This is a genomic window from Streptomyces sp. NPDC005485 (assembly GCF_040606085.1).
In the GTDB taxonomy this organism is placed as follows: Bacteria; Actinomycetota; Actinomycetes; order Streptomycetales; family Streptomycetaceae; genus Streptomyces.
The window spans coordinates 52,468-66,161 of sequence record NZ_JBEXDZ010000033.1; the positions used below are offsets into that span (position 1 = coordinate 52,468).

Here is a 13,694-nt window from a genome sequence, read left to right on the forward strand (position 1 = left end):
TTACCATCGCTTTCGCCATGCAGACAAATGCCACGTACACCAGCCTCGTCGCGATCGGCGACTCCTTCACCGAGGGCATGTCGGACCTCCTGCCCGACGGCTCCTACCGGGGCTGGGCCGATCTCCTCGCGGCCCGGATGGCCGCGCACACGCCCGGTTTCCGGTACGCCAACCTCGCGGTGCGGGGCAAGCTGATCGGACAGATCGTCGAGGAACAGGTCAGCGTCGCGGCCGCCATGGAGGCCGACGTGATCACGCTGGTCGGCGGCCTGAACGACACACTGCGTCCCAAGTGCGACATGGGCCGCGTCCGCGGGCTCCTGGAGGAGGCCGTCGAGCAGCTCGCCCCGGCCTGCAAGCAGCTGGTGTTGATGCGCAGCCCGGGCCGCACCGGTCCGGTCCTTGAGCGGTTCCGGCCGCGCATGGAGGAGCTCTTCGAGCACGTGGACAACCTCGCGCAGCGGCACGAAGCGCTCGTCGTCGACCTGTACGGCGCACCCTCGCTGGCCGACCCCCGCCTGTGGGACGTCGACCGGCTGCACCTCACGGGCGAGGGACACCGCCGCGTCGCCGAGGCCGTGTGGCAGACGCTGGGGTACGAGGCGGAGGATACGGAGTGGCGTACGGCGCCGCCCGCCACCCTGCCGCCGCGCTGGGTCGCGCGCCGGACCGCGGACGCCCGCTTCGCCCGGCAGTACCTGCTGCCGTGGATAGGACGGCGGCTGACGGGGCGCTCGTCGGGCGACGGACTCCCGGCGAAGCGCCCGGACCTGCTGCCGTACGACGGGCCTGTCGCATAGGTCCTGAGGCCGAGGGAGCCCCGCATGACCACGACCGTGATCAACCTCAAGGGCCACATCCGCGAATTCGGCCCCCGGCTGGAAAACGCCCCCGCCGACCTCGTCTACGTCGGCCGCCGCTGGACCATGGGCCACTGGGATCTGCCGCAGCACGCGCTGTACAACCCCTTCGCCCCGGACACGGCGACGAAGAAGCGCGACGGCACGCGTGCCGAGGTCATGCGGAAGTACCGGGCGTACCTGCTGGAACGCCCGGAACTGCTGGCCGAGGTGCCCGCCCTGCGAGGGATGACGCTGGCCTGCTGGTGCGCACCCGAGCTGTGCCACGGCGACATCCTGGCCGAGATCGCGGACGGCTCGGGGCCGGGCTCGTAGGTTCCGACGAAGAACCCTGCGGCGCTGGCCTGCACGAATCGCCAGTAGAATCCGTACACGTGACTGCCGCGCCTGCAAAGCCCCGTATCCCGAACGTCCTCGCCGGACGTTACGCCTCCACCGAGCTCGCCCTGCTCTGGTCCCCCGAGCAGAAGGTGAAGCTGGAGCGTCAGCTGTGGCTCGCCGTGCTGCGGGCCCAGAAGGACCTGGGGATCGAGGTGCCGGACGCCGCCCTCGCCGACTACGAGCGAGTGCTCGACCAGGTCGACCTGGCCTCGATCGCCGAGCGCGAGAAGGTCACGCGGCATGACGTGAAGGCGCGGATCGAGGAGTTCAACGACCTCGCCGGGCACGAGCAGGTGCACAAGGGCATGACGTCCCGGGACCTCACCGAGAACGTCGAGCAGTTGCAGATCCGGCTCTCCCTGGAGCTGATGCGCGACCGTACGGTGGCAGTGCTGGCGCGGCTGGGCAAGCTGGCGGGTGAGTACGCCGAGCTGGTCATGGCCGGCCGCTCGCACAACGTGGCCGCGCAGGCCACCACCCTCGGCAAGCGCTTCGCGACCACCGCCGACGAGCTGCTCGTCGCGTACGGCCGCGTCGAGGAGCTGCTCGGCCGCTACCCGCTGCGCGGCATCAAGGGCCCGGTCGGCACCGCGCAGGACATGCTCGACCTGCTGGGCGGGGACGCGGCGAAGCTCGCGGAGCTGGAGCAGCGGATCGCCGGGCACCTGGGCTTCTCGCAGGCGTTCACCTCCGTCGGCCAGGTCTACCCGCGCTCGCTGGACTACGAGGTCGTGACCGCGCTGGTGCAGCTCGCCGCCGCGCCGTCCTCGCTCGCCAAGACGGTCCGGCTGATGGCCGGACACGAGCTGGTCACCGAGGGCTTCAAGCCGGGCCAGGTCGGTTCCTCCGCGATGCCGCACAAGATGAACACCCGCTCCTGCGAGCGCGTCAACGGCCTGATGGTGATCCTGCGCGGCTACGCGTCGATGACCGGCGAGCTGGCGGGCGACCAGTGGAACGAGGGCGACGTGTCGTGCTCGGTGGTGCGCCGCGTCGCGCTGCCGGACGCCTTCTTCGCGCTGGACGGGCTGCTGGAGACCTTCCTGACCGTGCTCGACGAGTTCGGCGCCTTCCCTGCCGTGGTCGCCCGTGAGCTGGATCGCTACCTGCCGTTCCTCGCCACCACCAAGGTGCTGATGGGCGCGGTGCGTGCGGGTGTGGGCCGCGAGGTCGCGCACGAGGCCATCAAGGAGAACGCCGTCGCCTCGGCCCTCGCCATGCGCGAGCAGGGCACCGAGCGCAACGAGCTGCTCGACAAGCTCGCCGCGGACGAGCGCATCCCGCTCGACCGGGCTCAGCTCGACGAGCTGATGGCCGACAAGCTGTCCTTCACCGGTGCCGCCGCCGACCAGGTCGCCGTCGTCGTCGGTCGTATCGAGGAGATCGTCAAGCAGCACCCGGTGGCGGCGGGTTACACGCCGGGGGCGATCCTCTGACCCGGTTCACCCCGGCGGACCTGGAGGCCGCTCGCGACCGGCTCGTGCCGGATGTCGTCGCGGACGGTCTCCATGTTCTGTTCTGCGGCATCAATCCGGGGCTGATGACGGCGGCCACGGGCCATCACTTCGCCCGTCCGGGCAACCGGTTCTGGCCGGTGCTGCATCTGTCCGGGTTCACGCCGCGGCTGCTGAAGCCGTCGGAGCAGGGCGAGTTGCTCTCGTACGGGCTGGGCATCACGAACGTGGTCGCGCGGGCCTCGGCGCGCGCCGACGAGCTGACCTCCGAGGAGTACCTGGAGGGCGGGCGGCTGCTGAGCGCCAAGGTGGAGCGGCTGCGGCCGCGGTGGCTGGCCGTGGTGGGCGTGACGGCGTACCGTGCGGCCTTCGGTGACCGCAAGGCCCAGGTCGGCCCGCAGGAGCGGACGATCGGCGCCACCCGGGTGTGGGTGCTGCCCAACCCCAGTGGGCTCAACGCGCATTGGACGGCGGCGACGATGGCTGAGGAGTTCGGGCGGTTGCGGGCGGCCGCCGAGCGCTGAGGGCTGCCTGAGGAGCACCGAGGAGGGCCCGCCATGGTCACGGGGGGTCGATCTCCGTCACGACGGCTATGAGCTGGAACGGCAGTTCCTTGTCCCACTGGGAGACGCCCAGGGCCACCCAGCGGGCGTGGCTGCGGGCCTGGCCGTGGTCGTCCGTCCGCCAGAGGTGCATGTCCGGCACGTGAGAGCTCAGGTCGGCCCAGGGCTCCGGTATGTCCTCGCCCTCCGTCGCCCGGCCGAAGACGCCGGCCAGGCTGAATCGTTGCGGGTCTCCCCAACGCTCGGTCAGGCGCTCGGAGAGACCGTCCCGGTCGGCCCCGAACTGTTCCTCCGTCTCCTGCCACCGTGTGCCGTCGTCCTCCCAGAAGTCGTCGCTGGTCGCCAACTCGGCGACGTGGTAGCCCGGTCCCCCGGTGCCGGTGTCCGACCGGCCGTGCTCCGCCGGGAAGTCCTGGGAGCACAGCCGGTCGATCGTGGCCAGATGCTGCGCGATGGTCATGTGTTCCAGTAAACCGGCCACCACTGACATTTGGCGGGGCGTCAGGGCTTCCTGAAGTCAGGCGTCCCTGCGCTGTACGCTCCAGCCGCCCGCGATGAGGGCCGCCAGCGTCCAGGCTGCGGTCACCGCAAGTCCGGTCCACGGCCCTAGGGCGCTCTGGGACGTGTGGTGGAGCACCACCTGTCCCGCCCGGTCGGGCAGGAAGTCGGCGGCGTTTCCCGACACTCCCCCGATCACGAAGGAGACGATGAGGAGGAAGGGGACCAGGATGCTCAGGGTCACCACGCCACTGCGCAACAGCGCCGTGAGCCCGGCCGCGAACAGGGCCATCAGCGCGAGGTAGGCGCCGCAGCCGACCACGGCACGCAGCTCTTCGCCCCAGGTCAGCCCGTCGGCCTTGGCTCCGAGCACCGCCTTGCCGACGACCAGGCTCACCCCGCCGGTCAGCAGGCCCACGATCAGTGCGGGGCCGCCGATCGCCACCGCCTTGGCCGTGAACCACCGCCGCCGGTTCGGCACCGCGGCCAGCGAGAGGCGCAGCGCACCGCCCTGGAACTCGCAGGAGACGGCCGTCGCGCCGAAGGCGATCGCCGCGACCTGCCCGAAGCTGACACCGAAGAAGGCGGAGAACAGCGGGTCGAACTCCTCGCCGTCGGTGTCGAGTCCGGCGAGTGCCGAGAAAGCGGCGGTGACGACGAGGACGGCGCACAGTCCTGCGATCAGCGACCGAAGCGTGCGGATCTTGATCCATTCGGCCCGGAGCACGGGTGTGAACGACATGGTCAGGCCTCCTGGGGCTGCGTCGCGGACGGGTGGGCGGTGAACTCGGCCTCCGAGGCCGTCAGATCGAGATAGGCCTGCTCCAACGTTCCCTCCTCCGCCGCCAGTTCGAGGACGGTCACCGCGGCGCCGGACGCGAGCCGGCCGATGTCCTCCACGCGCGCGTCGTGCACGCTCCAGCGTCCGTCCTCGTCCTCGACCGCCTCATAGCCGTGCCGTGCGAGCAGTGCCCCGAGAACCGCGCCGTCCGTGGTGCGCACCCGTACGCGTGGCTGCACGCGTGCGTGGATGAACTCCCGCATCGGTGTGTCGGCCAGCAGGCGTCCCCGGCCCAGGACCACGAGGTGGTCGGCGAAGGAGGCGGTCTCGTTCATCAGATGGCTGGAGACCAGCACCGTGCGGCCCTCCCGGGCGAGCCGGCGCAGCACCTCGCGGATCCAGATGATCCCTTCGGGATCGAGGCCGTTGGACGGCTCGTCCAGCATCACCACGGGCGGATCGCCCAGGAGGGCTGCCGCGATGCCCAGGCGCTGGCGCATCCCGAGGGAGTACGTCTTCACCCGCCGCCTCGCGACCGCCGCGAGGCCCGTCTCCTCCAGCAGTTCGTCCACGCGGCGCTCGGGGACGCGGTTGCTCGCGGCGAGCATCCGCAGATGGTCCCGGGCCGTACGCGATCCGTGCGCGGCCTGTGCGTCGAGCAGGGCGCCCACGTGGCGCAGCGGCTCGGGCAGCGTGACGTAGGGGCGGCCGTCGATCCTGGCGGTGCCGGACGTCGGCCGGTCCAGGCCGAGCACGAGCCGCATGGTGGTGGACTTTCCGGCGCCGTTGGGCCCGAGGAAGCCGGTGACGCGGCCGGGGAGCACTCGGAAGGTGAGGTGGTCCACGGCCCGTGTGCTGCCGTACTCCTTGGTGAGGTCTTGGACGTCGATGCTGGTCATGACCTCAGCCTGGCCGCCGGTGCCCCCTTGGGGCCTCCCCCACGGGTGGAGATCGTCTCCCCCGCTCGGGGGAAGCCAGTTGCCGGTGCCGCCTGCCACGATGACCCAATGGCCCGCTTTCTGCGCCCGCTGTTCCGGGGGACGACGTACACACGACTGCTGCACCTATGGATTCCGATGCTGTTCGAGAGCGTGTGGCTCTTCATCGACATGGAGCACTGGTGGATGCCCGCGCTGCTGCTCGTCCCGCTGGGGCTGGTCCCGGCGGTGCGGCTCGGCGAGGGCGTCCAGGCACAGTTGATGCTCGTGCCGGGCGGGCGGCGGGACCGCGACGCGGCGATCTCGGTCGCTCCCTCGGCGACCTGGGCGGACCGGCTGCGCACCGTGGTCTGGCTCGAGGTGCGCATGGTCCTCGGCGCTCTGGCGATGTTCAGCTGCGTCTGGCTGCCGACGTTCGCCGTGGACTTCGCCGGGCTCGCGTTCGGGTCCGTGCCGGGCGGCAACCCGCTTCTGCGGCATGTCCAGCCCCATGCGGCTTATGGGCTTCTGGTGCCGATCGCGCTGCTCGCCTCCGGTGCCTCAGTCGTCGGCCTCGGTGAGCTCGTCACCGTGATCGCGCGCCGTCTCCTCGGCCCCTCCGCCGCTGAGCGGCTCGCCGCGCTGGAGGAGCGCACGGAGCAGCTCTTGGAGCGCAACCGCATCGCGCGGGAGTTGCACGACTCCATCGGGCACGCGCTGACGGTGGCGGTGGTGCAGGCGGGAGCGGCGCGGGCGGCCGGTGATCCGGAGTTCACCGACCGTGCCCTGGGGGCCATCGAGGAGACCGGCAGGGCCGCCCTCGAGGACCTGGAGCGGGTGCTCGGCGTGCTGCGCGAGCAGGCTCGTCCCGTCAGCAGCCGCCCGACGCTCGCCGAGGCGGACCGGCTCCTGGAGTCGGCGCGCGGTTCCGGCGCGAAGGTGGACGCCGAGGTGACGGGAGCGCTGGAGAGCGTGCCCGGGCCCGTCTCCCGCGAGGGCTATCGCATCCTCCAGGAGTCGCTCACCAATGTGCTCCGGCATGCAGGGAGCGTCCCGGTCCGTGTGCGTGTCTGCGTCGACGCGGGCACGCTGGGCCTGGAGGTCCGCAATCCGCTGCGCGCGGAGATACCGGGTCCGGGCCGGGGCAGTGGCCTGCGGGGGATCCGCGAGCGTGCGGCCCTGCTCGGCGGGCGGGCCCACACCGGCCCCGACGCGGGCGACTGGCAGGTGCACGTCGAGCTGCCGCTGCGCTGATCTAGGCTGACCGGATGCCGGTCACCGTTCTCCTCGTCGACGACGAACCCCTCGTACGGGCGGGGCTGCGGGCCGTTCTGGAGGCGCAGCCCGACATCGAGGTCGTCGGGGAGGCGGCCGACGGGGCCGCGGTGATCCCGCTGGTGCGGCAGTTGCGGCCGGACGTCGTCGCCATGGACGTCCGGATGCCCCTGATGGACGGCATCGAGGCGACGCGTGCCGTGCTGCGCACGGTGGCCGAGCCGCCGAAGATCCTGGTGGTGACGACGTTCGAGAACGACGAGTACGTCTACGAGGCGCTGCGCGCGGGCGCGGACGGGTTCCTGCTGAAGCGGGCGCGGCCGGCCGAGATCGTGCACGCGGTGCGGCTGGTCGCCGAGGGCGAGTCGCTGCTGTTCCCCGCCTCGGTGCGGCAGCTGGCCGCCGAGTACGGCGAGAGTGGTGGGAATCGGGCCGCGCGGGCCGCCATGGAGCGGGCGGCGCTGACCGAACGTGAGGCGGATGTCCTGCGGCTGATGGCGCGCGGGCTGTCGAACGCGGAGATCGCCGTGCAGCTGATCGTCGGCACCGAGACCGTGAAGTCGCATGTCAGTGGCGTGCTGGCGAAGTTGGGTGCTCGGGATCGCACCCAGGCGGTCATCGCCGCGTACGAGTCCGGGTTCGTCGCGCCGGGCTGATTCCGACCCGCCGGTAGCAAAGGGGGGTCCCCGCACTCGCCGAAGCCCATCGCGCCGAGTACGATCCGGCCAACACGCGCACGAGCTGGGAGGACGGACGTTGGGGCAGTTGACCGGCGGGGACCCTTCTCTGCTGCGAAGGATCAATTCCGCGGTGGTGCTGCACGCCCTGCGTGCCACGGACTGCGCGACGCTCACCGAGATCACCAGGGTGACCGGGCTGTCCCGGCCCACGGTCGAGGGTGTCATCGAAGGGCTGATCGAGAACGGCCTCGTCGTCGAGAAGGCGGCCGAGGAGGGCGCCGCCCGGCGCCAGGGCCGTCCGGCCCGCCGCTTCCGTTTCCGCGCCGAGGCGGGCCATCTGCTGGGCCTGGAGATCGGCCCGCACCGTGTCGCCGCGCTCCTCGCCGACCTGGACGGCAAGGTGCTGGGAGCCATCGCCAAGGACGTCGACGAGACCGCGTCGGCGGATGAGCGGCTGGAGCGGCTGCGTACGGCGGTCGCCGAGCTGCTGCGCCGGGCGGGCATCGCCCGCGGCTCCCTGCGCGCGGTCGGAGTGGGCAGCCCCGGCATCGTCGAGGCGGACGGCACCGTGCGGCTGGGCACCGCGTTGCCGGAGTGGACGGGTCTGCGGCTCGGCGAACGGCTCAGCCGCTCCTTCAAGTGCCCGGTGCTCGTCGAGAACGACGCCAACGCGGCGGCGGTCGCCGAGCACTGGAAGGGGTCGGCCACCGAGTCCGACGACGTCGTGTTCGTCCTGGCGGGCCTGAGCCCCGGCGCCGGTGCGCTCATCGGCGGGCGGCTGCACCGCGGCTACGGAGGCGCGGCCGGTGAGATCGGCGCCCTCCATCTGCTGGGCCGCGACGTGACGCCGGAGACGTTGCTGTCCACGACCGACGAGCCGTTGCACCCGCTCGACGAGCAGGCGGTCGCCGAGGTGTTCGCGCTCGCCCGCAACGGCGACCAGCGGGCCCAGGCGGCAGTGGAGCGCTTCATCCAGCGGCTGGTGCACGACGTGGCGGCCCTGGTGCTCGCCCTCGACCCGGAACTGGTCGTGATCGGCGGCTGGGCGGCCGGCCTGGACGGCGTACTGGAGCCGCTGCGCCGCGAGCTGGCCCGCTACTGCCTGCGTCCCCCGAAGGTGACCCTCTCCCTGCTGGGCGAGGCGGCCGTGGCGACGGGTGCACTGCGGCTGGCCCTCGACCATGTCGAGGAGCAGCTGTTCGCGGTGGACGGCACGGTGACGGCGCGCCGCTGAGCACGCCTGGAAACAGGCACGCCCCGCGGCGCGCCGCTGAGCACGCCTGGAAACAGGCACGCCCCGCGCGACGGATCGAGCGAGGCGTGCAGAAGGCGTACGGCTCAGAGCCCGGCACACCGTGCAATCAACCGCACACAAGCACGCCCCGCCCGACGCATCGAGCGAGGCGTGCACAGGGCTTGCGGCTCAGGAAGCCCGGCGCACCGAGTGACCGTGGATCTCCACGCCGCCCCAGGCGCCGAACGTCAGCCCGCAGGCAACGGCCCTGCGACCGCACGCCGCTGAACACGCCCGCACACAAGCACGCCCCGCCCGACGCATCGAGCGAGGCGTGCACAGGGCTTGCGGCTCAGGAAGCCCGGCGCTCCGCGTCGTGGTGGATCTCCACGCCGCCCGAGTCGCCGAAGGTCAGGCGGCAGGTGTCGGCACGGTAGGTCGCCACGGAGACCGCGGCGGTGCGTCCCTCGGCGAAGAAGCGGGTGGTGACGACGAGGACGGGCGCTCCGGGGAGGCGGTCCAGTTCCTTGGCATCGTCGGCGCGGGCCGAGCCGAGTTCCACGGCCCGGTCCTGGCCCTCCAGCTCCAGGCGCTGCAGCTCGCGCAGCACGGTACGCGCGCGTGCCACACCCGAGGGCGCGTCGATGGCGGTCAGATCGGGCACCGAGGACGCCGGGACGTAGAGCAGTTCCGCGGCGACCGGCTGGCCGTGGGTGACCCGGGAGCGTCGCACCACGTGCACCTGCTCGCCGTGGACGGTCTCCAGGACGTCGGCCACAGCTGTGGGTGGCGTCGCCGTCGTGCAGTCCGCAGGCTGCCAGGCGTCGCCAGCCGAGCCCGGCCACATGTGCTGCTGGGAGCCGACGTCCACGCCCATGCGCGGCGGGGCGACCGTGGTGCCCACTCCGCGCCTGCGCTGGAGACGGCCTTCCAGTTCGAGCTGTTCCAGGGCCTGGCGGAGCGTGGCCCTGGCGACGCCGAAGCGGGCCGCGAGGTCGCGTTCGTTGGGCAGGATCTCGCCCACGGAGAACTCGGAGTCCAATGCCTCACTGAGCACGGTCTTCAGGTGCCAGTACTTAGGCTCCGGCACCGATTCCAGCTGCTGGGTCCCCACCCTGTCCTCCGCAATCGCCGTGGCCCGGCGGCGTTTAAGCGCCCTTGTTTATTAAAGGTTCCTGCACTATCCCTGCGACCATAAAGCCGCCCCCACCCTTGGTCAAGACCAATCCTCGATCGCTTGTGGAATGCACAGGGCCATCGAGGCACAGCGTTCACACGACGTTCGCGCCCCGCGATCCGCAGGACACGACGACGAAGCCCCCGTTCACGAGAACGGGGGCTTCGCCTGCGGAGCGGGAGCGTCAGTCGACGGGGAGTGACGTCAGTTTCTCCGGGTTGCGGATGACGTAGATGCACTGGATCCGGCCGTCCACGACATCCAGTTGGAACACGCTGTCGGGCTTGTCGCCGGACAGGATGACCAGCGCCGTACCGCCGTTGACCTCCTGGAGGCGGAACGACACGTCCGGGACGTCGCCCTTGCGGGCCGCGCCGTGGATGAAGCGCCCCACCTTGTCGGCGGACTCGATGACGCGCAGCGGCGCCTTGGACAGCCCGCCGCTGTCGCCGACGAGACGAACGTCCGGGGCCAGCAGGGACATGAGCCCCTCCAGGTCGCCGCCGCCCGCCGCGGCGAGGAATCGTTCGGTCAGATCGCGGCGTTCGGCCGGGTCGACCTCATAGCGCGGCCGCCCTTCATCGACGTGCTTGCGCGCCCGCCCCGCGAGTTGGCGCACCGCCGACTCGCTGCGGTCGAGCGTGGCGGCGATCTCCGAGAACGGGTACCCGAACGCCTCCCGGAGCACGAACACCGCGCGCTCCAGCGGAGACAGGGACTCCAGTACGACGAGGACGGCGAGCGAGACGGAGTCGGCGAGGACGGCCCGCTCGGCGGTGTCCGGGACGGTGTCCGCGTAGTCGGTGGCGTACGGCTCGGGCAGCCAGGGGCCCACATAGGCCTCCTTGCGGGACTGGACATGGCGCAGCCGGTCGATGGCGAGCCGGGTGGTGATGCGCACCAGGTAGCCGCGCGGTTCGCGGACCTCGTCGCGATCGGCTCCGGACCAGCGCAGCCAGGCTTCCTGCACCACGTCCTCCGCGTCGGCCACCCGGCCGAGCATGCGGTAGGCGACGCCCATCAGGACGGGTCGGTGCTCTTCGAATACATCGGTCGTGAGGTCGGTCGTCACCCATCCATCCCATCCGACACGTTCTGCCGTGTCCAGCCGGAATCGGCGCTTCCCGGAGCAGAATGACCGCGGTGGCCGGTGGCCGGCGGCTTCGAAGGCTTCTGCTGTGGAGGACGACAATGCGCTACGCGGTTCTGGGCACGGGCGAAGTGGGCCGCACCCTTGGCGGCAAACTGGTCGAACTGGGTCACGAGGTGTCGCTGGGTTCGCGCACGAAGGACAACGTCTCGGCTCTGGAGTGGGCCGCGGGCGCCGGGCCCCGGGCGGGTCACGGAACGTTCGCGGAGGCGGCCGCCTTCGGTGAGGTGGTCGTCAACGCGGTGGGCGGACGGGTGGCGCTTCCCGCACTGGAGGCCGCGGGCGCGGAGAACCTGGACGGCAAGGTGGTCGTCGACGTCTCCAACCCCATGGAGTTCGAGGACGGCCAACTGCGCCTGTCGCCGGTCGAGTCGGACAGCACGGGCGAGCAGATCCAGCGGGCCTTCCCGCACGCGCGCGTGGTGAAGACGCTCAACACCGTCAACAACCAGGTGATGGTGGATCCCGCGCGCGTGCCGGGCGAGCACCAGGTCTTCGTCTGCGGCGAGGACCAGGATGCCAAGAACCAGGTGACCGCGCTTCTCGGCGAGTTCGGCTGGCCTGCGCACCGGGTGCTCGACCTGGGCGGCATCCGGGCGGCACGCAGTGTGGAGATGATGCTGCCGCTGTGGCTGAGCCTGTTCCAGAACCTCGGTCACGGCGACTTCAACCTGGAGGTGCGCAGGGCTCGTTGAGAACGGGAACGGCAAGGGGCCGCCGTGCTCCCCCGGGGTTCTCACGTTTCGGGGCTACCCGTCGGTAGCAGTTGCTGACAAGCTGTCTACGAGGCTGCCGTCCAGAAGTCCGTTCGGCAGCCTGCCAGTCAGCGTGTCCCCGACGAGGAGCAGCCCCATGTCCGACACGGTCTCCCTCAGCCTCACCTCTCCGCACGGCCCGCGGAGCGTGACCCTGTCCTACGCGCGCGTGGGCACCGGCGAGCCGCTGCTCCTGCTGCACGGCATCGGTCACCACCGGCAGGCCTGGGACCCGGTGGTCCACATCCTCGCGGCGGAGCGCGACGTGATAGCCGTGGACCTGCCGGGTTTCGGCGCATCCCCGGCACTGCCCGACGGGCTCGCGCACGACCTGTCGACGATGAACGCCGCTCTGGGCGCACTCTGCGAGAAGCTCGGGATCGAGCGGCCGCACGTGGCGGGCAACTCCCTGGGCGGACTGCTGGCCCTTGAGCTGGGCCGCGAGAAGCTCGTACGGTCTGTCACGGCGTTGTCGCCCGCGGGGTTCTGGTCGCAGGCCGAGCGCCGGTACGCCTTCGGGGTGCTGCTCGCCATGCGGCGGGCCGCGCAGGGCCTGCCCCTCCCGCTGGTGGAGAGGCTGTCGCGTACGGCGGCCGGGCGCGCGGTGCTGACGAGCAGCATCTACGCCCGGCCGGGCCGCCGTTCACCCGAGGCCGTCGTCGCCGAGACCCTGGCGCTGGCCCACGCCGAGGGATTCACCGAGACCCTGCGGGCGGGCACGGCGGTCCGGTTCACGGACGACATCCCCGGGGTTCCGGTCACCGTGGCCTGGGGCACCCGCGACCGGCTGCTGCTGCGCCGCCAGGGAATCCGCGCGAAGCAGATCATTCCCCAGGCCCGTCTGGTGCGGCTGCCCGGCTGCGGGCACGTCCCGATGAACGACGACCCGGCGCTCGTCGCCCGCGTCATCCTCGACGGCAGCCGCTGAGCGACGCCGGGCGAGGGCGCCGGAGCCGAGGGCGACCCCTGTGCCGACCAGCGCGCTGCCCACGGCCTGCGCGGCTCCGTACGTGCCCGTGCCGACAAGGGGCGCGGTGCAGGCGGCCGCGACGGGGATGAGACCGGAGAAGAGTGTGGCGCGTTCGGCGCCGATGCGCTGCATGCCCATGTACCAGCAGACGAAGCCGACGACCGTGACGACCGCCGCCTGCCACAGCAGTGCGGCGGCCTCGCCGGCGTCCGGCGTCCGCAGCCAGGCACCGCCGTCGGCGAGCACCCCCGCCGCCGCCGACTCGACCGCGGCGATCCCGCAGACGGTGGCCGACAGCAGCCGGGGACCGAGCGGCCGCAGCACGGGCACGGCCAGCACCGCGAAACCGACCTCGCCGGCCAGGGCGCACGCCGAGAAGGCGATACCCCGGCCGTCTGCGCGGCCCCACCCCTGGACGGTGAAGGCGCCCACCGCGACGAGCAACGCCCCGTACAGGACGGCACGTTGGGGGCGCCTGCCTGCCAACAGCGGCACCAGCACCGCCACGACCACCGGGGCGCAGCCCACGAAGACGCCCGGTACCGCCGGTTCCGCGGTGCGTTCCGCGGCGAGCACGGCCAGGTTGAAGCCGACCATGCCGACGGCCGAGAGCAGTGCGAGCCGTCCCCACTGGCGCGGGGCGAGTCGCCGCAGCCGTGTCACCCCTCCGCGGCCGACCAGGGGGAGCAGCAGGAGACAGGCCAGGCTGTAGCGCAGGAACTGGCCGCCCGCGTACGGGTAGTGGCCCAGCACGCTGTTGGCGGTGAAGGAGCCTCCGACGAGGACGCAGGCGAGGGCGGCGAGCAGCGCCCCGCGGGTGGTGGTGGCGTTCATGACCATGACGCTACGAAGAGCCGCGGTCCGGTTTAAGGTCCACTTCCATGACACCTTCGGGGACCAGTTCGGACGGGGCACAGGAAACGACGCCGCCCAATGCCACGGCGGCGACGCCCGCCCCTCCGCCCGGCGCCGAACCGTGGGCCGCCGCCTGGGAGCTGC

General features: G+C 71.8%; 14 protein-coding genes and 1 pseudogene. 9 read left to right on the forward strand and 6 right to left on the reverse strand.

Features of this window, described 5'->3' with window-relative positions; all coding sequences use genetic code 11:
• The first annotated feature begins 17 nt into the window (after positions 1-17).
• The 4 genes from ABZS97_RS14260 to mug are packed head-to-tail and all read left to right on the forward strand — an operon-like array spanning position 18 to position 3,219.
• A complete protein-coding gene (locus tag ABZS97_RS14260) occupies positions 18-800 on the forward strand; it encodes an SGNH/GDSL hydrolase family protein (RefSeq protein ID WP_356137315.1) in 783 nt (260 codons plus the stop codon).
• Positions 801-824: 24 nt separating this feature from the next.
• Complete coding sequence (locus ABZS97_RS14265) at positions 825-1,175, forward strand: DUF4326 domain-containing protein (RefSeq protein ID WP_356137317.1); 351 nt, start codon at positions 825-827, stop codon at positions 1,173-1,175.
• A gap of 59 nt (positions 1,176-1,234) precedes the next feature.
• Positions 1,235-2,677: an adenylosuccinate lyase gene (gene purB / locus ABZS97_RS14270; RefSeq protein ID WP_356137319.1), complete on the forward strand. Its 1,443-nt coding sequence runs from the start codon at positions 1,235-1,237 to the stop codon at positions 2,675-2,677.
• 44 nt (positions 2,678-2,721) lie between these two features.
• A complete protein-coding gene (gene mug / locus ABZS97_RS14275) occupies positions 2,722-3,219 on the forward strand; it encodes a G/U mismatch-specific DNA glycosylase (RefSeq protein ID WP_356137321.1) in 498 nt (165 codons plus the stop codon).
• Between the two features lie 37 nt (positions 3,220-3,256).
• On the opposite strand, the gene ABZS97_RS14280 is transcribed toward mug, so the two are convergent.
• The 3 genes from ABZS97_RS14280 to ABZS97_RS14290 are packed head-to-tail and all read right to left on the reverse strand — an operon-like array spanning position 3,257 to position 5,436.
• Entirely contained in the window at positions 3,257-3,718 is a 462-nt protein-coding gene (locus tag ABZS97_RS14280) for a hypothetical protein (protein ID WP_356137323.1), read from the reverse strand.
• Between the two features lie 57 nt (positions 3,719-3,775).
• On the reverse strand, positions 3,776-4,498 hold the full coding sequence (locus tag ABZS97_RS14285; protein WP_356137325.1) for an ABC transporter permease: 723 nt from the start codon (positions 4,496-4,498) through the stop codon (positions 3,776-3,778).
• Between the two features lie 2 nt (positions 4,499-4,500).
• Positions 4,501-5,436, reverse strand: a complete 936-nt coding sequence (locus ABZS97_RS14290) for an ABC transporter ATP-binding protein (protein WP_356137327.1) — start codon at positions 5,434-5,436, stop codon at positions 4,501-4,503.
• Between the two features lie 108 nt (positions 5,437-5,544).
• Between ABZS97_RS14290 and ABZS97_RS14295 the strand changes: the two genes are divergently transcribed.
• The 3 genes from ABZS97_RS14295 to ABZS97_RS14305 all read left to right on the forward strand — a co-directional run bounded on the left by ABZS97_RS14295 (position 5,545) and on the right by ABZS97_RS14305 (position 8,643).
• Positions 5,545-6,708, forward strand: coding sequence for a histidine kinase (locus tag ABZS97_RS14295; RefSeq protein WP_356137329.1), 1,164 nt, complete (start codon positions 5,545-5,547; stop codon positions 6,706-6,708).
• A 14-nt stretch (positions 6,709-6,722) separates the two neighbouring features.
• A complete protein-coding gene (locus ABZS97_RS14300; protein ID WP_356137331.1) occupies positions 6,723-7,385 on the forward strand; it encodes a response regulator transcription factor in 663 nt (220 codons plus the stop codon).
• Between the two features lie 100 nt (positions 7,386-7,485).
• Entirely contained in the window at positions 7,486-8,643 is a 1,158-nt protein-coding gene (locus ABZS97_RS14305; protein ID WP_356137333.1) for an ROK family transcriptional regulator, read from the forward strand.
• Between the two features lie 352 nt (positions 8,644-8,995).
• On the opposite strand, the gene ABZS97_RS14310 is transcribed toward ABZS97_RS14305, so the two are convergent.
• Positions 8,996-9,757, reverse strand: a complete 762-nt coding sequence (locus ABZS97_RS14310) for a GntR family transcriptional regulator (RefSeq protein ID WP_356137335.1) — start codon at positions 9,755-9,757, stop codon at positions 8,996-8,998.
• Between the two features lie 247 nt (positions 9,758-10,004).
• Positions 10,005-10,892 carry an RNA polymerase sigma-70 factor gene (locus ABZS97_RS14315; RefSeq protein ID WP_356137337.1) on the reverse strand — a complete coding sequence of 296 codons (888 nt, stop codon included), beginning with the start codon at positions 10,890-10,892 and terminating at the stop codon, positions 10,005-10,007.
• A gap of 119 nt (positions 10,893-11,011) precedes the next feature.
• Here ABZS97_RS14315 and ABZS97_RS14320 point away from each other — a divergent pair, with 119 nt between their 5' ends.
• Positions 11,012-11,665: an NAD(P)-binding domain-containing protein gene (locus ABZS97_RS14320; protein WP_356137339.1), complete on the forward strand. Its 654-nt coding sequence runs from the start codon at positions 11,012-11,014 to the stop codon at positions 11,663-11,665.
• 157 nt (positions 11,666-11,822) lie between these two features.
• Complete coding sequence (locus ABZS97_RS14325; protein ID WP_356137341.1) at positions 11,823-12,653, forward strand: alpha/beta fold hydrolase; 831 nt, start codon at positions 11,823-11,825, stop codon at positions 12,651-12,653.
• A 39-nt stretch (positions 12,654-12,692) separates the two neighbouring features.
• Here the strand turns inward: ABZS97_RS14325 and ABZS97_RS14330 are convergent.
• A pseudogene (locus tag ABZS97_RS14330) lies at positions 12,693-13,535 on the reverse strand (EamA family transporter); the annotation flags it as partial.
• Positions 13,536-13,694: the final 159 nt, after the last annotated feature.